Origin of the sequence: Streptomyces caniferus (genome assembly GCF_009811555.1) — a bacterium.
GTDB lineage: Bacteria > Actinomycetota > Actinomycetes > Streptomycetales > Streptomycetaceae > Streptomyces > Streptomyces caniferus.
Map to the genome: position 1 here is coordinate 1,325,657 of NZ_BLIN01000002.1, position 20,240 is coordinate 1,345,896.

Consider the following 20,240-nt stretch of genomic DNA (forward strand, 5'->3'; position numbering starts at 1 on the left):
TTGACCGGGCGGATCTGTCCGAGACCCGTCAAAAGATCACGGGATACGGCAAAGACACACAGAGGGTCAGGTCCTGCCCCGGGGTGCGGCACGGGAGGTGCCGGCGGCCCCGGGGCACCGGACATCAGCCGCGGCGGCGCGCCGCTTCCCACAGGACGACGCCGGCCGCGACACCGGCGTTCAGCGACTCCGCGCCGCCCGGCATCGGGATCCGCACCCGGACGTCACAGGTCTCGCCGACCAGTCGCGACAGGCCCTTGCCCTCGCTGCCGACCACGATGACGACCGGGCCGTCCAGCGCCGCGACGTCCTGCAGCTCCATCTCGCCGTCCGCGGCCAGACCGACGACCGTCAGGCCGGCCTTCTGGTACGACTCCAGCGTCCGGGTCAGGTTGGTGGCGCGCGCGACCGGCGTACGGGCCGCGGTGCCGGCCGAGGTCTTCCACGCACCGGCCGTCATACCGGCCGCCCGGCGCTCCGGCACGACCACGCCATGGCCGCCGAAGGCACACACGGAACGGACGACCGCGCCGAGGTTGCGCGGGTCGGTGACGCCGTCGAGCGCGACGATCAGCGGGTCGTCACCCTCGTCGAAGGCGGCCGCGGCCAGGTCCTCGGGGTGGGCGTAGTCGTACGGCGGGACCTGCAGGACCATGCCCTGGTGGTTGAGGCCGTTGGTCATCCGGTCCAGCTCGGGGCGCGGCGCCTCCATCAGGTTGATGTCGCCGCGCTCCGAGGCGAGCTGGAGCGCGGCGCGCACCCGCTCGTCGGTGTCGATGAACTGCTGGACGTAGAGAGTGGTCGCGGGCACGCCGTCGCGCAGCGCCTCGAAGACCGGGTTACGGCCGACGACCAGCTCGGCGGTGCCCTTGGCGCCACCGCGGCGCGGAGCCGGGCGGCGCGAGGCGGCCTGCCTCGCCTGGGCGTTGGCGACGCGGTTCTTGACGTGTCCCTTGCGAGCGGAGGCGGGCGGGGTCGGGCCCTTGCCCTCCAGGCTCCGGCGCCGCTTGCCGCCGCTGCCGACCTGCGCGCCCTTCTTGTTGGACGTGCGGCGGTTCCTGCGCTGGCTGTTGCCGGCCATGGGTCACCTGTTTCTTCACTGCTCTCGACGTCTCGCGACGTGGAGTGGGTACGTACGTATGGAATGAGTGTCGCCCGCGGCCACCGTGCGGGGCGAATCCGGGTGGCCGACGAGGCGTGCGGCCGGGATCAGGACAGCGACCAGCGCGGGCCCGACGGGGTGTCCTCGATGGCGAGGCCGGACTGCTGGAGCTGGTCGCGGATGGCGTCGGCGGTGGCGTAGTCCTTGCGGGTGCGCGCGGCCTGACGCTGGTCGAGGACGAGGCGGACCAGGGAGTCGACGACGCCATGGAGGTCCTGGCCGCGGTCGGTGGTGGTGGCGGTCCAGTGGTCGTCGAGCGGGTCCAGGCCCAGCACCCCGAGCATCGCGCGCAGCTCGGCGAGACGGGCCACCGCCGCTTCCTTGTCGTCGGCGGTCAGGGCGGAGTTGCCCTGGCGGACGGTGGTGTGCACGATCGCCAGCGCCTGCGGGACACCGAGGTCGTCGTCCATGGCCTCGGCGAAGGCGGGCGGGACCTCGGCCGCGGGCTCGACCGGGCCGGCCTTCTCCACGACCCGCTGGATGAACCCCTCGATGCGGGCGAAGGCGGACTCGGCCTCGCGCAGGGCGTCCTCGCTGTACTCGATCATCGACCGGTAGTGCGGGGTGCCCAGGTAGTAGCGCAGCACGATCGGGCGCCAGCGCTTGGCCATCTCGGAGACCAGCAGGGAGTTGCCCAGCGACTTCGACATCTTCTCGCCGCTCATGGTCACCCAGGCGTTGTGGGTCCAGTACGCGGCGAAATCGTCGCCGAAGGCCTTGGCCTGGGCGATCTCGTTCTCGTGGTGGGGGAAGATCAGGTCGATGCCGCCGCCGTGGATGTCGAACGCGGCGCCCAGGTACTTGTGGGCCATCGCCGAGCACTCCAGGTGCCAGCCGGGCCGGCCGCGGCCCCAGGGGGTCTCCCAGCTGGGCTCGCCCTCCTTGGCCGCCTTCCACATGGCGAAGTCGCGCGGGTCGCGCTTGCCGGTCTCACCCTCGCCGGAGGGCTGCAGGAGGTTGTCCAACTCCTGGTTGGACAGCCGCAGATACTCCGGGAAGGACCGCACGTCGAAGTAGACGTTGCCGTCGGCGGCGTAGGCGTGGCCGCGGTCGATCAGGCCGCGCATCATCTCGACCATCTCGGGGATGTGGCCGGTGGCGCGCGGTTCGTAGGTGGGGCGCAGGCAGCCGAGGGCGTCGTAGGCCGCGTTGAAGGCGACCTCGTTCTCGTAGCCCACCGACCACCAGGGGCGGCCCTGCTCGGCCGACTTCTTGATGATCTTGTCGTCGATGTCGGTGACGTTGCGCACGAACGTCACGTCGTAGCCGCGGTACTCGAACCAGCGGCGCATGATGTCGAAGTTCAGTCCCGACCTGATGTGCCCGATATGCGGGGCGGCCTGCACGGTCGCACCACACAGGTAGATCGAGACACAGCCCGGCACGAGCGGGGTGAAATCGCGAATCTGCCGGGCGCTGGTGTCGTACAGGCGAATCGTCACGGAACCAGGGTAGTCGGAACGAGGCAGTGCCCCGCGACCCATTTGGCCACGGGGTGACAGAAGCCTCACACGCGTCCGATTTCGCCGCAGTGCCGCGCCGGAAGCGGACCGCGAGCTCTCAGATACTGCCGACCACCTTGCGCGGGGTGACCCGGACCACGACCCGCGCGGAGTCGTCGGCCGACGCCGGATTGAACTCCGCGTACGGCTTGCCGGTGTACTTCCGCGACAGCTCCTCGATGAGCTCCGGCCCGCCCTCGGTCGTGAGCCGGGCCGAACCACGGACCTCGGCGTAGGTGTACGGGGCGTCGGAGGGCTGGACGACGATCGAGACCCGCGGGTCGCGCTGGAGGTTGGCCTCCTTGCGCCGGCCGACGGTGGTCGAGAACAGCAGGTCGTTGCCGTCGCGCTTCACCCAGACCGGGGAGACCTGGGGGCTGCCGTCGGGCTGGATGGTCGCCACGGTCACGAAGACCGGAGTGTCGAGGAGCGTCTTGAGGTCGTCGGACAGGGTGGCAGTCACGAGGGGTCCTTCCTGCGGGCCTTCCGGGGGACACGGATACTCCGATCCTCCCCCCAACACCCGTGCGGCGCCCGGCGTTCCCGCGCCAACGGGGGAACGCCGGGCGCCGCACCGGCCGCGCCGGACGCCGTACCCGCCGCTCAGGCCGTACGGAAGACGATCGCCGTGGCCACCGCGGCCAGGCCCTCGGCGCGGCCGGTCAGCCCCAGCCCGTCCGAGGTCGTGCCGGAGACCGAGACCGGCGCGCCGGCGGCCGCCGACAGCGCCTTCTGCGCCTCGTCCCGCCGCTTGCCGACCTTCGGGCGGACGCCGATGACCTGCACCGCGACATTGCCGATGGCGAAGCCCTCGGCCCGGACGATCCGGGCGGCCTCGGCCAGCAGCGTCACCCCGGAGGCGCCGGACCACTCGGGGCGGCTGGTGCCGAAGTGCGCCCCCAGATCGCCGACGCCGGCGGCCGAGAACAGCGCGTCACAGGCCGCGTGCGCGGCCACATCGCCGTCGCTGTGACCGGCCAGGCCGTAGCCGTCGCTCTCCGTGTCGTCCCAGAGCAGCCCGGCGCACCACAGCTCGCGGCCCTGCTCGAAGGCGTGCACGTCCGTGCCGATGCCGACGAGGGGGACGACGACGGGCGGGACCGCGGCCGGGGCGTCCGCGGCGGGCCGGGTTCCGTCGTGCTCAGACATAGCCATCGGTGGCCCTCCTGCGGGCGAGTACGGCCTCGGCCAGGACCAGGTCCAGCGGCCGGGTCACCTTGAATGCTTCCTCGTGGCCCGGGACGACCACGACCGGCGAGCCGAGCCGTTCGACCAGCCCGGCGTCGTCGGTGGCGCCCTCGCCCTCGACGACGGTGTCGTGCGCCTTGCGCAGGGTCGCCAGGTCGAAGCCCTGCGGGGTCTGCACGGCGCGCAGCAGGGCCCGCTCCGGCGTGCCGACCACCGGCTCCGGGGTGCCCTGCGGCTGCGGGTCGACCTGCTTGACGGTGTCGGCGAGCGGCATCGCCGGGACGACGGCGGGCGCACCGTCGCGCACGGCGGCGACCACCGCGTCGACCGTCTCGACCGGGACCAGCGGGCGCGCGGCGTCATGCACCAGCACGACGTCGATGGTGTCCGGGAGCGCGGCCAGACCGAGCTGTACGGACTCCTGGCGGGTCCGGCCGCCGGGGACCACTTCGAGGTCGGTGCGCTCGGCGAGCGGGTGCTCGTGGAGGAGGTGGGCGACCTCGGCGGCGCCGTCGGGCGGGGCGACCACGACGATGAGCGAGACGGCGCGCGAGGCGGCCATCGCGCGGACGGCGTGCACCAGCATGGGCGTGCCGCCCAGGGCACGCAGCGCCTTGGGGGTGCCGGGACCGAGCCGGACACCGCGTCCGGCGGCGGGGATCACCGCGGCGGTGCGGACCGGGCGGGAGGGATCTGACATCGATGGCTCCGGAGTCCGGGGCGAGCCCGGAATTGACGCCGACAGGTTTGTTTCCTCGGGAGAGGTGGGTATGGCCCTGGAGGTAGCCCCGGCCGAAGGCTGGGGTCGTGCCGGACGCGACGCCTTGACCGGACCCTTCCGTGACAGCGGTCGAGGCAGCTGCCCGGGCCCGGCACACCACAGGGGGCCGGCACGCGCCGGTCCCGGCAGGTCATACCCCATAAGTCAATGTCGCACAGTTCATGACACCGTGGTCATCAGACGACGTTCATGACGGCGCACAGTTCATGACACAGCGTTCATGACCGGCCTTCGTGGCACGGCTCATGACGCGGCAGCAGATATGCCGCAGCGCCCGGCAACAGACCGTTTCACGGGGAAACGGTCGTCACTCGGGCACCGCGGCATTGCTACGTCGTCGCTGCGTCGGATCTCGCCGACGCACACGTCGTCAGGACGCGAGTACCTCGTCGAGCAGGGCCTCGGCCTTGTCCTCGTTGGTGTTCTCCGCGAGGGCGAGCTCGCTCACCAGAATCTGGCGCGCCTTCGCGAGCATCCTCTTCTCACCGGCGGACAGTCCGCGCTCCCGCTCACGCCGCCACAGGTCGCGCACGACTTCGGCGACCTTGATCACGTCACCGGAAGCGAGCTTCTCGAGATTTGCCTTGTAGCGACGGGACCAGTTCGTCGGCTCTTCGGCGTACGGTGCACGAAGCACCTCGAAGACCCGGTCCAGCCCGTCCTGACCAACCACGTCGCGTACGCCGACGAACTCCGCATTGTCCGCTGGCACACGAACAGTCAAGTCGCCCTGGGCGACCTTCAGCACCAAGTAGGTCTTGTCCACGCCTTTGATCTGGCGAGTTTCGATGGCCTCGATCAGCGCGGCCCCGTGATGGGGATAGACCACGGTGTCGCCAACCTTGAACGTCATGTGACAGGTACCCCTTCCGTGGCTATCCATGCTAACACGGGAACGGACCGTTCTGAATGGCGTTTTCGCAGGTCAGGGCATATCTCGGGGCTTGACAACAACGACCGGAACGTGCTGCGAAGGGCCTCGGGAGACGGGTATTCGCAGGTCGGAGGGGCTGCACGGGTGAGTGGAAACCCGCCCGTTACGTACCGGGAACGCGTGGATCGACGGCCTGAACGTCCCGTTTTGTGCGGATCCAGATGAGCGAGTTCCGGTACTCCGTTCGGCTGCTCACGGGCCCCTCGGCGCAGATTCCTGAATTGATCACGATCGGCCGTCCCGAAGAGTGTGATCAATTCCGCGAGGCCTTCACATTCCCTGCGAATACTGCTTTTCCCCGGGGAGAAACCCATGGATCGCCACCCGAACGGCCGCTTGCCGAAAATTCCTTCCCTCTTCTCGGGGAACGTTCTCGCCGGATGATCTCGATGGGTGATCTCGATGCGCCCGGTCGCCGCACCCGTGCCGTGGTTGCGTGTCGCCCTCGGCGTTCTCCGGCGTGTTCTCCCGGCTGCTTCCCGGCGGATCGTGAAGCACGGTCAGCTTTCGCACCGTGAGCCCGCTTCCGGGGCCGGTGCAACGGCGCCCCGGCGGGTATCGCGGGCCGCTGATCGCGCTGGGGGCGGGTCGGGTGCGGCGGCGCGAGGACGGCTCGGTAACCTAGCGGCGCTGACACACCCTTAGGGCGGCTTTACGCACCCGTCGTCATGACGCGTACGCAGTGCCGCCCCAGCCGTCCATCCGCGACCGGGCACGAACGTTCGGCCGCCGTAGCTCGTCAAGGAGATGCCGCCGCCGTGAGCCGCAGCCTTCGACGCGGCGTCCTCGCCGCCACCGTCCTCTCGCTCTCGATCGCCACGCTGTCCGCGTGCGGGGCCGGGAACGATGCCCAGACGCTGGAGGTCAAGCCGGACAACGCCGCGACCTCCGTCGGCGGCATCAAGATCCAGAACATCAACGTGATCACCCAGCCCGATGTGAACGCCAAGGGCCCGGCAGTGGTGGCCGCGACGGTGTTCAACAACGGTGCCAAGGACCAGAAGCTGACCGCGATCTCCGTCGACGGCACCGGCCAGTCGGCCAAGCTCTCGCCCGCGGGCGGTGGCTCGGGCCCGATCACCGTGCCGGCCGGGGGCTCCGTGGTGCTCGGTGGCAAGGGCAACGCCTCGGCCGTCCTGAGCAGCGGCCGTGAGGCCGTCAAGGACGGGAACGTACAGCCCCTGACCTTCAACATCACCTCGCTCGGCAAGGTGAAGGTCCACGCCTACGTGGTCCCCGCGACGAACTACTTCGAGGGCTACGGTCCCTCGCAGCTCCCGCAGGCGTCCGGCTCGCCGTCCCCGTCCGGTTCGGCCAAGCCGTCCCAGTCGGGCAAGCCGTCCGGTTCGGCCTCCCCGTCCGGCTCCCCCACGGCGTCGGCGCACAGCGGTCACTGACCCCGCCCGCGCCACGCGTGCCACAACGCCTCAGGGGCGCTCCTCCGGATCGGAGGGGCGCCCCTGAGGCGTACTCCCGCGGCGCGCGGGCCGGTGGCCGGTGAGCGCCCCCTGCGCGCGTGGCCCGTGCGCTGTGCGGCTCGTGCTTCGGGCGGCCCGGAGCTTTACGGCTCGAACTTGTAGCCCAGGCCGCGGACCGTGACGAGGTAGCGCGGCGCGCCCGGGTCGGGCTCGATCTTGGCGCGCAGCCGCTTGACGTGCACGTCCAGGGTCTTGGTGTCGCCCACGTAGTCGGCGCCCCAGACCCGGTCGATGAGCTGCATCCGGGTCAGCACGCGGCCGGCGTTGCGCAGCAGCATCTCCAGGAGGTCGAACTCCTTCAGGGGCAGGTCGACCTTGCCGCCGGAGACCGTGACGACATGGCGGTCCACGTCCATCCGGACCGGGCCGGCCTCCAGCGCCTGCGGGGTGACCTCCTCCGGCTCGCCGCGGCGGCGCATCACCGCACGGATGCGGGCGACCAGTTCGCGGGAGGAGAAGGGCTTGGTGACGTAGTCGTCGGCCCCTATCTCCAGGCCGACGACCTTGTCGATCTCACTGTCCTTGGCGGTCACCATGATGACCGGGACGTTGGAGCGGCCACGCAGCTGGCGGCAGACCTCGGTGCCGGGCAGGCCCGGCAGCATCAGGTCGAGCAGGACGAGGTCGGCGCCGTTGCGCTCGAACTCGTCGAGTCCGTCGGGGCCCGTAGCCGCGATGGCGACCTCGAAACCCTCCTTGCGGAGCATGTACGACAGTGCGTCGCTGAACGATTCCTCGTCCTCGACGACAAGCACTCGGGTCACGGAAGGACCTCCGGGGCTGGGTGAGCAGGGAGCGGATCGTTGAAGGTCTCGTACGGGCGGTCCTCGTCGTCGAGGCCCTCCGCGGAGGGGTCGGCGGGCCGTTCGCGGTCGCGCACGGCTCCGGCTTCCGGGAGACGCAGGGTGAAGGTGGAGCCCTGTCCCTCAGCGCTCCACACCGTGACCTCCCCGCCGTGCGAGGCGGCCACATGCTTGACGATGGCGAGGCCGAGACCGGTCCCGCCGGTAGCGCGCGAGCGCGCCGGGTCCACACGGTAGAACCGCTCGAAGACGCGGTCCCGGTCCTTTTCGGATATCCCGATGCCCTGGTCGGTCACCGCGATCTCGATCAGGTCGCCGCCGGGCGCGGAGACGCGGCGTCCGGCGATCCCGACGCGGGTGCGTGCCGGGGAGTAGTTGACGGCGTTCTCGACGAGGTTGCCCAGGGCCGCGGCGAGCTGGCCGCGATTTCCCCAGATGTGCAGGTCATCGGCGCCGCCCTCGCGTCGCGCGCCGCCGCCCCGGGCGGCGGACCCCTCGGGTCCGACGATGGAGCTGGCCATGGTGATCTGCTTCGCGCCGGCCTGCTGGCGGCAGCGGTCCATCGCCTCGGCGACCAGCTCGTCGACCCGGACCGGCTCGGCGTCCTCCAGCGGGTTGTCGTTCTGCACCCGGGAGAGGTCGATGAGCTCCTGGACGAGGTTGGTCAGGCGGGTGGCCTCGTTCTGCATCCGGCCGGCGAAGCGCTCGACGGCCTCGGGGTCGTCGCTGGCGTCCATCACGGCCTCGGAGAGCAGCGACAGGGCGCCCACAGGGGTCTTGAGCTCATGGCTGACGTTGGCCACGAAGTCGCGGCGGACCGCTTCTATGCGGCGGGCCTCCGTGAGGTCCTCGACCAGCAGCAGGACGAGCCGGGAGCCGAGCGGGGCGACTCTGGCGGAGACCGCGAGCGCCTCGCCGCGGCCGGTGCCGCGGCGCGGCAGATCCAGCTCGACCTGGCGTATCTCGCCGTCCCTGCGGGTGTCGCGGGCCATCTGCATCATCGGCTCGACGGCGAGCTTGCCGCCGCGGACCAGGCCGAGGGCGTAGGCGGCGGAGCTGGCCTTGACGACGGCGTCGGCCTCGTCGAGCACCACGGCCGAGGAGCGGAGCACCGAGAGCACGGTGTCGACCCCGGGCGGCAGCACGGCGTCCGTGTGCAGGGAGGTGCGGGTGGGTTTGGCCTGGTCGCGTTCGCTCCAGCGGAACGCCAGCATGGCGAAGACACCGGTGCAGAGCCCGGCGATCGCAGCCACTGCGGCGACGGCCGCGTCCACGTTCATGACTCCAGGTTATGCGCCTGGTCCGGCACTTCCCCAGCCATGCGGGGCCCTGCTCGAACAGCCGTCGCCCAGAGTTCACCGTCACGTCCACACCGGTTCACTCCGGAGGCCGGTGCGGGACGGGCGGGCGCCCGGCAGACGTCCCTAGGGAAACCGGTACGGGCGCGCCACCCCTCCGGCGCTCGGCCAGGTGAACCGCGTCACCGCCCTCGGGGCCGTGGTTGCGTCGCCCAGAGTTCACCTCCACGACGGCACCGGTTCACCCCCGGTGGCAGCGCAGGTCGCGCGGTGCCCGCAGGGTGACGGTGCGGGTGCCGGACGGCTCGGCTCCGACGCGCGGCCGGACACCCTGAGCGACCGCGGGGCCACGGTCCGCCGGAGCACCGGCGCCGCGGCGGGCCGGCTCCGTGGAGCACCGCCCTTTCGGGACACGGGCCGCGCGGACACCGTCCGTGAGAGCGTGGGCACAGGTCACCCTGCACCCCGTTCCACCTCCCACCCACGCCACACCACCACATCGATGCGAGAGAAGGTCACAGATGCGGGACGCGTACCACGAGGAGCTGGATTCGATCGGCGAGGGCCTGGTCGAGATGGCCCGGCTCGTCGGCTCCGCGATCGGGCGCGCCACCACGGCGATACTCGACGCGGACCTCAAGCTGGCCGAGAACGTCATCGCCGCCGACGAGAAGGTCGACGACCTCCAGCGCGATCTGGAGGCCCGTGCGATCGCCCTGCTGGCGCGGCAGCAGCCGGTCGCCACCGACCTGCGGATCGTCGTCACCTCGCTGCGGATGAGCGCCGACCTGGAGCGCTCCGGCGACCTGGCCCAGCACGTGGCCAAGCTGTCGCGGCTGCGCTTCCCGGAGACGGCCGTACCGCAGGACCTGCACGCCACCATCCTGGAGATGGGGCAGCTGGCGCAGCGCCTGATGGCCAAGGCCGCCGAGGTCATCATCACCAAGGACGTCGATCTCGCACTGCAGCTGGAGCAGGACGACGACGCGATGGACATGCTGCACCGCACCCTCTTCCAGCACCTGATGGACGACCGCTGGAAGCACGGCATCGAGACGGCCGTGGACGTGACCCTGCTGGGCCGCTACTACGAGCGTTTCGCGGACCACGCGGTCTCCGTCGCCAAGCGGGTCGTCTACCTCGTGACCGGCGAGCACGCCGACGAGATCGCCCCGCCGACGGCGGTGGAAGGCGCCTAACCGCGGCAGCGGGAGGAGGGTGCGAGTCCGCCCTCTGGGCCGCCGTGCGCCGTTGACGTGTGCCTCCACGCGCCGTTGACGCGCCTCGGCACCCGGGCTTGCAATGGGCACCAGGTGACCCCTAGGAGGCAATGCATGGCACCCATGGCGGACTCCCCCAACCCCGCGCCCCACGACGCGACGGCCGTCGAGCGTCCACGGCTCCCGTTGCTCGGCGCCTGCGGCTGCGGCCCCGGCTGCAGCTGCGGCTGCCAGTCGGGCGGACCGTGCCAGTGCGGCGGTGGCTGCTAGCGACCGTCACGGCACAGCCACTACGGCACAGCGCCATTGCGGCCCCGGCCCGAGGAGCTCCACGCCCCTCGGGCCGGGGCCGCTGCCGGTCGGTCGGCCTCTTCGCGGTCGGTCAGAGGGAGACCGACAGCTGATGGATCTCGTCGGCCTTGTGGCCGGCCCGCTCGTGGATGCGTTGCACGGCCCCCGCCGACGGCGCATCCGACAGGCAGAAGACATCTCCGGAGTCGGTGTCGGCCCAGGCGTGCTCGAAGGTCACGCCCTCCTCGCTCTGGATGGCGAGATCGGCCTGGTGCGCCGCCTTGATGTCGTCGGGGCCGAGGCCCTTCATGCCGTGATGGATGTCCATGAATTTGGGCATCGGGCTCATCCTTCCGGTCGCGGACGGTCAGTGCCCCCGGCGCTCCCCCGCGCCCCTCTCTCCATGCTGCCTCCGGACACCGCGGTTCTCGTCCCCAGGGCTCACCGCCCGTTACGCTCCACCGCTCACCACGGCAACCGCCCGCTGCTCTTCCACTTCCCCTGCGCCCGGGGCACAGGTGCCGACCGCCCCCAGGCGCTGCGGGACACCCCGTAAGCTTCCGATCCGCCGGGGAACTCGGTCTGCGAGGCGGGCCCGAGTCCTCCGCACGGGGTGGGAGGTCGGCGCCCTGGTGCGACAGCCGTCCACGGGCCGCCTCCCGACACGATCGTGGAGATAGGTCCGCATGCCCCACGAAGACCCGCGCTACCTGCTCGTGCAGGCCCGATCCGAGCCCTCCCCCTTGTACGAGCCGTACGGGGGCGGGACGCACGAGGACCTCGAGACCTTCACTGCCGGCGTGCCGCTGGACGACCTGGCCCTGGGCCTGCCGGAAGACCTGGCGCACGCGCTGCGCTCATGGTCGCTGTCCCGTCCGCCGGGCGGTTTCACCGCCCGCCCGGACCTGCGGGCTCACGTCAAGCAGGGCCTGGTGGCGGCTCGGCGACTGGCCGGGCACCTCGGGCCCCCGTGGGCGGTGCGCTACTGGGACGAGCGCCACCGGACAGCGAAGTGGGTGTGCTGGGGCTGCGAGCGCCTGCACTGGGAACACGACAGCCACGGCATACCTCCGCACCCGGTGGACCTCATCGTCGAGGGCGAGTTCCGGTTCGGTCCGCTGCGCTCCGACGGTTTCGGAGACTTCTTCCCCGATGATCCGGCCGCCGCCCTGGACCTGTCCGACGGTCTCGTCGCCGCCCTGTACGGGTGGGCGGACGAGATCGACACCACCCTGAACCTGGAGATCCGCGACCGGGAGGAGGGCAAGTACGACGACACCTGGCAGCGACTGTTCCACGAGGGCCGAGACCTGGCCCGACGGGTCGCCCACGAACTCGGCCCCGCCTGGACGGTGACCTACAAGGGCCTGGTGAACGGCGGCCTGGCCGCGATGACGTACGTCGAGTGGCAGGGAGACCGGGAATTGCCGGCATGAGCCGAACGCGGCGGGCGGGGGCGGAGGCGGAGCACGGACGTGCCGGCTGGGCTAGCCCGCTCTCTTGGCCCGGACGTCTTCGGCTGTCAGTGCCTTGCCGCCGACTGCCCATTCGCCGCTGGGCGTCTCGGTGATCACGACATGCGTCACCGGTCGCATGGCCTCGCCCTCGATGGCGATCAACGCCTCGGAGACGTCCTCGACCATCTTCTGCTTCTCTTCGGGCGTGAACACTCCCGCGATCACCTTGATGTCGATGAAGGGCATCGGATGCCTCCCACATGAGGGTGAGTTCGAGCCGTCATGCCGCTTGGGACACCGGGGCCGAATGCGGTGCGGGCTGGACGCCCTCTTCGGAGAGAAGGGTGCCGACGAGCCGAACTGCTGCTCGTGGCCTGCCGGAAGAGCGCGCTCAGACGGCGCCCGATCCGCGTCCGGCCGTCCCGGTACACGGTGAGCGGCGACGCTGATGCCCACCGCTGCTCTCAGCCCTGCGGTGCCAGCATGCGTCTACCAGTGTCGCAGATCGACTCCGACGACGGGCGGCAGCGCGGCTAAGCCCCCCACGCCCTCTTCAGCCTCGCCCGGCCTCAGCCGCGGCCGACGCTGGAGATTATGATCCAGATCGGCACCACGGTGAAGCCGATGCCGACCACCAAACAGGCCCTCGCCCTGGCGCGCCGTTCCGAACCCAGGTCGACGCGGGCCGTGGAGGGCCGGGCGGGGAGATAGACCACCGGCACTTCCTGTCCGATCGGCCAGCCCTCGGTGCTGCTGGAGGTCGCCTTGACCTCGCCCGGGTTACCGTCCGCGTCGACGTACCCGATCATCGCGAACCGGGGGCGGCGGCGGGCGACGTGCGTGTCCCCATCGAGGTCCAGGGTGCGGTCCGAGCTTGTACCGCCCCTCACGTGGCGGACCACGCTCCCCTGGACGCGGACTCCCTTGAGCCGCAGCCACCGTTCGACGCGCACCTCACGCACGCCGAAGGCCAGCGCCGCAAGGCCGACCAGAAGAAGAAATATGCCGAGCAGCACCGATACCTCCGTCTTACTACCGTTCATGTACTCCCACGGGCACCGCATGTGTCCCGGTGCCCGGCTCAGGCGTGAACGTGAAAGACACAGGTCACCGAGCCGCATCACGGCTGAGCCGCAAGCCACGCTATCCCGGCTGCCACAGGCACGAATAACACCCCCTCACGGCTCTCGTGAGTGACTGAGAAGTCGTCCTCGCAGCTCGGTGGCCCAGCCCCACGCGGCCGACTTCCTCACCCGGACCGCACCCCTTTGAGCCCAGAAGGGACGCCCCCCAGCCATCCCGTCGGCGGCTTCCGGCGCGGCGAGCACCATCCGGCTGTCCGTCGATGAGCTGGATTTCGAGAGCGGCACGCTGCACGTCGTACAGCAACTCACATGGAAACGCCTCCCACCCGCGCCGCCTGCGCAGGTGGGAGGCATGACCACGTTCTCTACTTCTTCTTGCCCTGGTTCTTCACTGCCTCGATGGCGGCCTTGGCGGCCTCCGGGTCGAGGTAGGTGCCGCCGGGCTTGACCGGGCGGAAGTCGGCGTCGAGCTCGTAGGCGAGCGGGATGCCGGTGGGGATGTTCAGGCCGGCGATGTCCTCGTCGGAGACGCCGTCGAGGTGCTTGACCAGGGCGCGCAGGCTGTTGCCGTGGGCGGCGACGAGGACCGTGCGGCCGGCGAGGAGGTCCGGGACGATGCCGTCGTACCAGTACGGCAGCATGCGGTGGACGACATCCTTGAGGCACTCGGTCTTCGGGCGCAGCTCCGGCGGGATCGACGCGTAGCGCGGGTCGTCCGACTGGGAGAACTCGGTGCCGTCCTCGAGGGCGGGCGGCGGGGTGTCGTACGAGCGGCGCCAGAGCATGAACTGCTCCTCGCCGAACTCGGCCAGCGTCTGCGCCTTGTCCTTGCCCTGCAGCGCGCCGTAGTGGCGCTCGTTCAGGCGCCAGCTGCGGTGGACCGGGATCCAGTGCCGGTCGGCGGCCTCCAGCGACAGCTGCGCGGTGCGGATGGCGCGCTTCTGGAGGGAGGTGTGCACTACGTCGGGGAGCAGGCCGGCGTCCTTGAGCAGCTCTCCGCCGCGGACTGCCTCCTTCTCGCCCTTCTCGTTGAGATTGACGTCCACCCAGCCGGTGAACAGGTTCTTCGCGTTCCACTCGCTCTCGCCGTGGCGGAGGAGGATCAGCTTGTACGGTGCGTCGGCCATGGCGTCGAGCGTAATCCAAGTCCGCGCGGTGCCTTGCGCGGGTCCAGGACCTGGGCAGTAGGGCGTCGATTGACACTTCCCGTCAAACGAGTGGCGGTGCGGGCCGGGCCATATGTAGGTTGCGCATGGCGGCATGGCCACTTACATGTACGGGGGTCTCGCCGCCCGCCGCCTCTCCGTATTCGCCCGCCTCTCCGCCGGTGCGGCCGCCCGCCGCGCCGTCACTCCGCCCTCCCGCATCCCTTCATCCCTTCCACGCGCCGCCTCACCATTCACCGGGGGAACTGTCATGTCCGCATCCATTACGAGGCCTTCCGGGCCCGCCCGTCTCCGACGTGCCGCCAGGGAGAGCGTCTCCGGTCTTCCCCGGCAGTTCTGGTGGCTGTGGACCAGCACCCTGATCAACCGGCTGGGCGCGTTCGTCGCCACCTTCCTCGCCCTCTACCTGACCGTCGAGCGCGGCTACTCGGCCTCGTACGCGGGCCTGGTCGGCGCGCTCTACGGCCTCGGCGGAGTGATCTCTTCCGTGGGCGCCGGGGTGCTCACCGACCGGCTCGGCCGCCGGCCCACGATGCTGGCCGCCCAGCTGTCGACGGCAGCCTCGGTCGCGCTGCTCGGCTTCATGGAGCACCCGGTCGCGATCGCGGCGGTGGCGTGCGTGGTCGGCATGGCGACCACCGCCTCCCGCCCCGCCGTGCAGGCGATGATGGCGGACATCGTCGCCCCGGAGGACCGCGTCCGCGCCTTCTCCCTCAACTACTGGGCGATCAACCTCGGCTTCGCCGTCTCCTCCACCGCCGCCGGGCTCATCGCCGAACACGGCTACTCGGCCCTCTTCCTGGGCGAGTCCGCGCTCGTGCTGGTCTGCGCGCTGGTCGTCTTCTGGAAGCTCCCCGAATCGCGCCCCGCCGCGGGCACCCCGGCCGGCCCGGACGACGTCGCAGCGACGCCCGCCCCCGTCTCCATGCTGACCGTCCTGCGCGACGGCCGCTTCATGACCGTCGTCGGCCTCAACCTGCTGCTCGCCCTGATCTTCCAGCAGGCGTATGTCTCGATGCCGGTGTCGATGGGTCGGGACGGCTTCTCCAGTGCCGACTTCGGGCTGGTCATCGCGGTCAACGGCGTCCTCGTCGTGCTGCTGCAGATCCCCGTGACGCGCTTCATCGAGCACCGCAGCCCGGCCCTGCTCCTCGTCGGCTCGGCCCTGCTCGCCGGTTACGGCTTCGGGCTGACCGCGCTGGCCGGCTCGGTCGCCGTGTACGCGCTCGCCGTGACCGTCTGGACCCTCGGCGAGATCATCAACTCCCCCACCCAGATGGGACTGGTGGTGCGGCTCTCCCCTCTGCACGGCCGCGGCCGCTATCAGGGGATGTACGCCCTGTCGTGGTCCGTCGCCTCCCTGGCCGCTCCTCTGGTCGGCGGCACGGTGATCGACCAGTACGGCGCCGATGCGCTGTGGGCCGGCTGCGCGGCCGTCGGCACGGTGGCGGCCCTGGGCTACGGGCTGTTGCTGCGGAGCCTGCCGGGGCGGACGGGGGCGGGCGAGGTCGCTTCGTCCACGTCGGGCGAGGTCGCGTCCTCCGGGGCGGGCGAGGTCGCATACTCCGGGGTAGGCGAGGTCGCGTCCTCACGGGCGGGCGAGGTGGCCCCTTCCGCTACGGGAAAGACGGGAAAGGGGGCCGACAGCACGGTGGGGAAGGCGGCCGGCGGCACTGCACGGTCGGCGTATTCGCCGGTGCCGCACGACGTGCCGTAGCGGCCGGCGAGGACCCCGGCTCGGGGGCGGCTACGCGGGCCGTCCCTGCGTCAGATGCGTGAAGGCGTCCAGGTTGCGGGTGGATTCGCCGCGGGAGACGCGCCAGGCGTACTCCTTGCGGATCGCCGTGGCGAAGCCCATTTCCAGCAGGGTGTTGAAGCTGCCGTCGGCGTTCTCCAGGACCGTGCCGAGGAGGCGGTCGAGCTCGTCGGGGGTGACGGCGGCCAGCGGGAACTTGCCCACGAGGTAGATGTCGCCGAGCTTGTCGATCGCGTAACTGACGCCGTAGAGGCGGGTGTTGCGTTCGAGGAGCCAGCGGTGCACGGCCTCGTGGTTCTCGTCGGGGTGGCGGACGACGAAGGCGTTGAGGGAGAGGGAGTGCCTGCCGACGACGAGCGAGCAGGTCGTGGAGAGCTTGCGGGTGCCGGGGAGCTTGACGACGTAGGTGCCGTCGGAGGGCGACTCCCATGCGAGTTCGGCGTCGGTCAGGGTCCGTTCGATCACGGCCCGCGCCGTCACCACCGCCCCGGCCGTGGTGCCGCCCGCCGTGCCGCTCGTCTCTCGCTCGTCACCCATGGAGGGATCGTAGGTGACGGCGGTGTTCCTGGATGGCGGCGGTGTAGACGTCGCCCGTGGCCGCGGCGGCGGTGTCCCAGCCGAAGGACTGGGCGTGCCGGGCGGCGTCGGTGCCCATCCGGGTGGACAGGGCCGGATCGGCGACGAAGCGGCCGAGTGCGCGGGCGTAGTCGGCCGGGTCGTGGCCATTGACGAGGAAGCCGCTGACGCCGTCGCGCACGGCCACCGGCAGACCGCCGACCGCGGCCGCGACGACCGGGGTGCCGCAGGCCTGGGCCTCGATGGCGACCAGGCCGAAGGATTCGTTGTACGAGGGCATGACCAGCACGGACGCCGCGCGGTACCAGTCGGCGAGCTGTTCCTGGCCGACCGGCGGGCGGAACTGCACCAGGTCGGCGATGCCGAGCCGGGCCGCCAGCTTCTGCAGCCCCTCGGGCTTGGCCAGGCCGCTGCCGCTGGGCCCGCCGACCACGGGCACGACCATCCGGGAGCGCAGCGAGGGGTCCTCGGCCAGCAGGGCGGCGGCGGCCCGCAGCAGGATGTCGGGGGCCTTCAGCGGCTGTATGCGGCCGGCGAACAGCGGGATGACCGCGTCCTGCGGCAGGCCGAGGCGGGCGCGGGCGGCGGCCCGGCTCTCGGCGACCGCGCCGCCGGTGGGCCGGAAGCGGTCGAGGTTGACGCCGGGGTGCACCACGGCGACCTTGCCGGGCTCGGCCTCGTAGTGCCGGGCGAGTTCGTCCGCCTCCTCGGCGGTGTTGGCTATCAGGCGGTCCGCGGCCCGGACGATCTGTGTCTCGCCGATCACGCGGGCGGCGGGCTCGGGGGCGTCGCCGGCGGCCAGTGCGGCGTTCTTGACCTTGGCCATGGTGTGCATGGCGTGCACCAGCGGGACGCCCCAGCGCTCGGCGGCCAGCCAGCCGACATGGCCGGAGAGCCAGTAGTGGGAGTGCACCAGGTCGTAGTAGCCGGGGCGGTGGCCGGCCCAGGCCTGCATCACGCCGTGGGTGAAGGCGCACAGCTGGGCGGGCAGCTCCTCCTTGGCCAGGCCCTCGTACGGGCCGGCGTCCACATGCCGTACGAGGACGCCGGGGGCGAGCTCGACGGCGGGCGGGAGGGTGCCGGTGGTGGCGCGGGTGAAGATCTCCACCTCGATGTTGATCGAGGCGAGCTTCCTGGCCAGCTCGACGATGTAGACGTTCATGCCGCCGGCGTCGCCGGTACCGGGCTGGTGCAGCGGGGAGGTGTGCACGCTGAGCATCGCCACCCGGCGCGGACGGCGCGGGCTGCCGGGCAGGCGCAGCCGGGCCTGCCCCGGGAACGGGCCGTGGGGCCGACTGCGGAGCCGGGATGCGTATGGGCTCACGTCGAGCTACCTCCTAGGCACGGGGCGGGCGGCACGCCTCCGACCCCCTCCAACAACAGACCCCGGCCATCCATTTCCGTCCGGCGCGCTCTCACCGCACTTTGCCAAAGCGTGACCAAGTGGGCGGGCGCCGGTGCGGCCGGGCGGGCGCCGGCGGGTCCCGCGTGGGCGGGCACCGGACCTCGGCGGACGGCCTTTCCCCGGACACCCCATACCCTCGATGGCATGGTCCGCCGCCCCGCCGTCTCCGCCGCCGCTCTGATACCCGCGCAGTCGCGGCCCCTCGGAAACGCCACCCGCGGGACCACCAACCCCAACCGGCTGCGCCGTATGGACCGCTGGATAGCGGCCGAGCACGGCGCCGAGCTGCGCCGCGCCGCCGACCCCGTGGCGGTCGATCTCGGCTACGGCGCCGCGCCCTGGACCGCGGTGGAGCTGCTGGGCCGGCTGCGTACGGTGCGCCCGGACGCCGGGGTCGTCGGCATAGAGATAGACCCGGCGCGGGTCGAGGCCGCCCGGCCCTACGAGCGGCCGGGGCTGGACTTCCTCCACGGCGGGTTCGAGGTGCCGCTGCCGGGTCAGCGCCGGCGGGCACCGGTCCTCATCCGGGCCGCGAACGTGCTGCGGCAGTACGACGAGGACGAGGTCGCCGCCGTGTGGCGGCGGCTGTGCGCACGGCTGGCGCCCGGCGGGCTGCTGGTCGAGGGCACCTGCGACGAGATAGGGCGGCGGCACGCCTGGGTGGCGCTGGACCCCGAGGGGCCCCGCACGGTCACCTTCGCCGCCCGCCTCAGCTGCCTACGGACACCCTCCGACCTGGCGGAACGCCTCCCCAAGGCGCTGATCCACCGCAATGTGCCGGGCGAAGGGGTCCATGCCTTCCTGCGGGACTTCGACCGCGCCTGGGCCAGTGCCGCCCCGCTCGGCGCGCTCGGGGCCCGTCAGCGGTGGCGCGCCGCCGTACAGGCCCTGGCCACGGACTGGCCGCTGACCGGCGACCCGCGGCGCCGGCGGCAGGGGGAGGTCACGGTGCGGTGGGAGGCGCTTGCCCCCCGGGGCAGCGCGGTGGCGAGCGCCGTCGGCTGAGGCGGCTCCGCGCGGTCCCGTCCGGCGCGCGGCCTGTGCCGGAAACACCGGGAAGCGCCACGGAGCGCCGCCGTCGCTACGCGGTCAGGACCGGGTGCCCCACTGCCCCCAGCTCCCGCAGGCGTTCCTCCGTCCGGGACCCGCGCTCGGCCGTGTACGTCACGAGCGCCTGGTCCGGGTCGGTGCTCAGCCGGAAGCTCTCGAAGGTGAGCACCAGCTCGCCGACGTGCGGATGCAGCAGGGACTTGGTGCCGCGCAGGCACTCGTGCACCGACTGCGTCTCCCAGATCCGCCGGAAGTCCCGGCTGTGCGCGAGGAGTTCGTTGACCACCTCGCAGATCCGCGGGTCCTCGGGGTGGCGCCCGCTCTCGGCGCGCAGATTGCCGACCACCTCCACGGCCTTCGCCTCCCAGTCCGGGTGCAGGGCGCGCGCCGCCGGGTCGAGGAAGACCAGCAGCGCGGTGTTCCGCCGGTCCGGGGCGAGCGCCGGGAGGTCGAAGGCGATCCGGCCGCCGAGCGCGTTCCAGGCCAGGATGTCCAGGCCGCGGCCGAGGACCATCGCCGGGACGGTGGTCTCCATCGCGTCCAGGAGCCGCTGGATCTCGGGGCGCACGGTCTGCCGGGGGACGGTGCAGGGGCCGCCGTCCGAGCCCGGGGCGACGCAGTCGGCCGGGCGGCGCCGGGGTACCGCGATGTTGCGCAGGTACGTCACCTCGCCGCCGGACAGCCGCAGCGCCCGCGCGATCGCGTCCAGGACGGAGTCGGAGATGGCGGGCGCACGGCCCTGTTCGATCCGGGTGTAGTAGTCGACGCTGATGCCGGCGAGCTGGGCGACCTCCTCGCGCCGCAGCCCGCGCACCCGGCGGCGGCCGACCCCGCCGGGCAGGCCGAGCTCCGCCGGGTCGAGCGCCCCGCGGCGCGCCTTGAGGAACGAGCTGATCTCGATTTCCGCGTGCAGCATCGGTCCAGTATGCGATGCGCGGCCGGTCGGGTGGTTCCGCCGGACCCAGGATGCGACGGGCCTGGTCCGCTCCCCGTACGGGCAGCAGGGTGGTGTCCGCACCCCTCGGGAACGCACCGGAAGCCGCTTCGGCACACCCCGGTGCGGTCCCCGGGAACGCGCCACTCGCCTC

General features: G+C 71.7%; 20 protein-coding genes. 5 read left to right on the plus strand and 15 right to left on the minus strand.

What is annotated here, in order from left to right:
• Positions 1-124 precede the first annotated feature (124 nt).
• The 6 genes from rlmB to Scani_RS07695 form a co-directional block, all read right to left on the minus strand.
• Positions 125-1,081, minus strand: coding sequence for a 23S rRNA (guanosine(2251)-2'-O)-methyltransferase RlmB (gene rlmB / locus Scani_RS07670; RefSeq protein WP_159471266.1), 957 nt, complete (start codon positions 1,079-1,081; stop codon positions 125-127).
• A gap of 128 nt (positions 1,082-1,209) precedes the next feature.
• The gene (gene cysS / locus Scani_RS07675) at positions 1,210-2,604 is read right to left on the minus strand and encodes a cysteine--tRNA ligase (RefSeq protein ID WP_159471268.1); all 1,395 of its coding nucleotides are present in this window, start codon (positions 2,602-2,604) and stop codon (positions 1,210-1,212) included.
• A 118-nt stretch (positions 2,605-2,722) separates the two neighbouring features.
• Positions 2,723-3,127: a PPOX class F420-dependent oxidoreductase gene (locus tag Scani_RS07680; protein WP_159471270.1), complete on the minus strand. Its 405-nt coding sequence runs from the start codon at positions 3,125-3,127 to the stop codon at positions 2,723-2,725.
• 140 nt (positions 3,128-3,267) lie between these two features.
• The gene (gene ispF, locus Scani_RS07685; protein ID WP_159471881.1) at positions 3,268-3,813 is read right to left on the minus strand and encodes a 2-C-methyl-D-erythritol 2,4-cyclodiphosphate synthase; all 546 of its coding nucleotides are present in this window, start codon (positions 3,811-3,813) and stop codon (positions 3,268-3,270) included.
• Positions 3,806-4,552: a 2-C-methyl-D-erythritol 4-phosphate cytidylyltransferase gene (ispD, locus tag Scani_RS07690; protein WP_159471272.1), complete on the minus strand. Its 747-nt coding sequence runs from the start codon at positions 4,550-4,552 to the stop codon at positions 3,806-3,808. The genes ispF and ispD overlap by 8 nt, the downstream gene beginning before the upstream one ends.
• 451 nt (positions 4,553-5,003) lie before the next feature.
• On the minus strand, positions 5,004-5,486 hold the full coding sequence (locus tag Scani_RS07695; RefSeq protein WP_003953493.1) for a CarD family transcriptional regulator: 483 nt from the start codon (positions 5,484-5,486) through the stop codon (positions 5,004-5,006).
• Between the two features lie 839 nt (positions 5,487-6,325).
• On the opposite strand from Scani_RS07695, the gene Scani_RS07705 reads away from it, so the two are divergent.
• The gene (locus Scani_RS07705; RefSeq protein WP_159471274.1) at positions 6,326-6,964 is read left to right on the plus strand and encodes a copper chaperone PCu(A)C domain-containing protein; all 639 of its coding nucleotides are present in this window, start codon (positions 6,326-6,328) and stop codon (positions 6,962-6,964) included.
• 164 nt (positions 6,965-7,128) lie between these two features.
• On the opposite strand, the gene phoP is transcribed toward Scani_RS07705, so the two are convergent.
• Together phoP and phoR are read right to left on the minus strand one after the other, a co-directional pair.
• Complete coding sequence (gene phoP / locus Scani_RS07710) at positions 7,129-7,800, minus strand: two-component system response regulator PhoP (RefSeq protein WP_467916441.1); 672 nt, start codon at positions 7,798-7,800, stop codon at positions 7,129-7,131.
• 5 nt (positions 7,801-7,805) lie between these two features.
• Positions 7,806-9,128 (minus strand): two-component system sensor histidine kinase PhoR, encoded by a 1,323-nt coding sequence (gene phoR, locus Scani_RS07715; protein WP_159471276.1) that lies wholly within the window; start codon positions 9,126-9,128, stop codon positions 7,806-7,808.
• Between the two features lie 539 nt (positions 9,129-9,667).
• On the opposite strand from phoR, the gene phoU reads away from it, so the two are divergent.
• On the plus strand, positions 9,668-10,345 hold the full coding sequence (gene phoU / locus Scani_RS07720) for a phosphate signaling complex protein PhoU (RefSeq protein WP_159471278.1): 678 nt from the start codon (positions 9,668-9,670) through the stop codon (positions 10,343-10,345).
• 403 nt (positions 10,346-10,748) lie between these two features.
• On the opposite strand, the gene Scani_RS07730 is transcribed toward phoU, so the two are convergent.
• Positions 10,749-10,997: an SCO4226 family nickel-binding protein gene (locus tag Scani_RS07730; protein WP_159471292.1), complete on the minus strand. Its 249-nt coding sequence runs from the start codon at positions 10,995-10,997 to the stop codon at positions 10,749-10,751.
• A 346-nt stretch (positions 10,998-11,343) separates the two neighbouring features.
• Here Scani_RS07730 and Scani_RS07735 point away from each other — a divergent pair, with 346 nt between their 5' ends.
• On the plus strand, positions 11,344-12,093 hold the full coding sequence (locus tag Scani_RS07735; RefSeq protein ID WP_159471294.1) for an immunity protein CdiI family protein: 750 nt from the start codon (positions 11,344-11,346) through the stop codon (positions 12,091-12,093).
• 51 nt (positions 12,094-12,144) lie between these two features.
• Here Scani_RS07735 and Scani_RS07740 read toward each other — a convergent pair whose 3' ends face one another.
• The 3 genes from Scani_RS07740 to Scani_RS07750 all read right to left on the minus strand — a co-directional run bounded on the left by Scani_RS07740 (position 12,145) and on the right by Scani_RS07750 (position 14,326).
• Positions 12,145-12,360 carry a tautomerase family protein gene (locus tag Scani_RS07740; protein WP_159471296.1) on the minus strand — a complete coding sequence of 72 codons (216 nt, stop codon included), beginning with the start codon at positions 12,358-12,360 and terminating at the stop codon, positions 12,145-12,147.
• 323 nt (positions 12,361-12,683) lie between these two features.
• Positions 12,684-13,130: a DUF3592 domain-containing protein gene (locus Scani_RS07745; RefSeq protein ID WP_159471298.1), complete on the minus strand. Its 447-nt coding sequence runs from the start codon at positions 13,128-13,130 to the stop codon at positions 12,684-12,686.
• Positions 13,131-13,564: 434 nt separating this feature from the next.
• On the minus strand, positions 13,565-14,326 hold the full coding sequence (locus Scani_RS07750) for a phosphoglyceromutase (protein WP_159471299.1): 762 nt from the start codon (positions 14,324-14,326) through the stop codon (positions 13,565-13,567).
• Between the two features lie 289 nt (positions 14,327-14,615).
• Here Scani_RS07750 and Scani_RS07755 point away from each other — a divergent pair, with 289 nt between their 5' ends.
• A complete protein-coding gene (locus Scani_RS07755; protein ID WP_246295548.1) occupies positions 14,616-16,082 on the plus strand; it encodes an MDR family MFS transporter in 1,467 nt (488 codons plus the stop codon).
• Positions 16,083-16,112: 30 nt separating this feature from the next.
• On the opposite strand, the gene Scani_RS07760 is transcribed toward Scani_RS07755, so the two are convergent.
• Positions 16,113-16,658: a type III secretion system chaperone family protein gene (locus Scani_RS07760; protein WP_246295549.1), complete on the minus strand. Its 546-nt coding sequence runs from the start codon at positions 16,656-16,658 to the stop codon at positions 16,113-16,115.
• The gene (gene mshA, locus Scani_RS07765; protein ID WP_159471300.1) at positions 16,651-18,021 is read right to left on the minus strand and encodes a D-inositol-3-phosphate glycosyltransferase; all 1,371 of its coding nucleotides are present in this window, start codon (positions 18,019-18,021) and stop codon (positions 16,651-16,653) included. Before mshA ends, Scani_RS07760 begins: the two co-directional genes overlap by 8 nt.
• A gap of 225 nt (positions 18,022-18,246) precedes the next feature.
• Between mshA and Scani_RS07770 the strand changes: the two genes are divergently transcribed.
• Complete coding sequence (locus Scani_RS07770) at positions 18,247-19,107, plus strand: class I SAM-dependent methyltransferase (protein WP_159471301.1); 861 nt, start codon at positions 18,247-18,249, stop codon at positions 19,105-19,107.
• Between the two features lie 76 nt (positions 19,108-19,183).
• Here Scani_RS07770 and Scani_RS07775 read toward each other — a convergent pair whose 3' ends face one another.
• A complete protein-coding gene (locus tag Scani_RS07775) occupies positions 19,184-20,068 on the minus strand; it encodes a helix-turn-helix transcriptional regulator (RefSeq protein ID WP_159471302.1) in 885 nt (294 codons plus the stop codon).
• Positions 20,069-20,240: the final 172 nt, after the last annotated feature.

Bases quoted from the DNA above. Each gene is read 5' to 3' on its own strand.
- rlmB (WP_159471266.1), bottom strand. From the start codon at position 1,081: ATGGCCGGCAACAGCCAGCGCAGGAACCGCCGCACGTCCAACAAGAAG.
- ispF (WP_159471881.1), bottom strand. From the start codon at position 3,813: ATGTCTGAGCACGACGGAACCCGGCCCGCCGCGGACGCCCCGGCCGCG.
- ispD (WP_159471272.1), bottom strand. From the start codon at position 4,552: ATGTCAGATCCCTCCCGCCCGGTCCGCACCGCCGCGGTGATCCCCGCC.
- Scani_RS07695 (WP_003953493.1), bottom strand. From the start codon at position 5,486: ATGACGTTCAAGGTTGGCGACACCGTGGTCTATCCCCATCACGGGGCC.
- phoR (WP_159471276.1), bottom strand. From the start codon at position 9,128: ATGAACGTGGACGCGGCCGTCGCCGCAGTGGCTGCGATCGCCGGGCTC.
- phoU (WP_159471278.1), top strand. From the start codon at position 9,668: ATGCGGGACGCGTACCACGAGGAGCTGGATTCGATCGGCGAGGGCCTG.
- Scani_RS07730 (WP_159471292.1), bottom strand. From the start codon at position 10,997: ATGCCCAAATTCATGGACATCCATCACGGCATGAAGGGCCTCGGCCCC.
- Scani_RS07735 (WP_159471294.1), top strand. From the start codon at position 11,344: ATGCCCCACGAAGACCCGCGCTACCTGCTCGTGCAGGCCCGATCCGAG.
- Scani_RS07740 (WP_159471296.1), bottom strand. From the start codon at position 12,360: ATGCCCTTCATCGACATCAAGGTGATCGCGGGAGTGTTCACGCCCGAA.
- Scani_RS07750 (WP_159471299.1), bottom strand. From the start codon at position 14,326: ATGGCCGACGCACCGTACAAGCTGATCCTCCTCCGCCACGGCGAGAGC.
- Scani_RS07755 (WP_246295548.1), top strand. From the start codon at position 14,616: ATGTCCGCATCCATTACGAGGCCTTCCGGGCCCGCCCGTCTCCGACGT.
- Scani_RS07760 (WP_246295549.1), bottom strand. From the start codon at position 16,658: ATGGGTGACGAGCGAGAGACGAGCGGCACGGCGGGCGGCACCACGGCC.
- Scani_RS07770 (WP_159471301.1), top strand. From the start codon at position 18,247: ATGGTCCGCCGCCCCGCCGTCTCCGCCGCCGCTCTGATACCCGCGCAG.
- Scani_RS07775 (WP_159471302.1), bottom strand. From the start codon at position 20,068: ATGCTGCACGCGGAAATCGAGATCAGCTCGTTCCTCAAGGCGCGCCGC.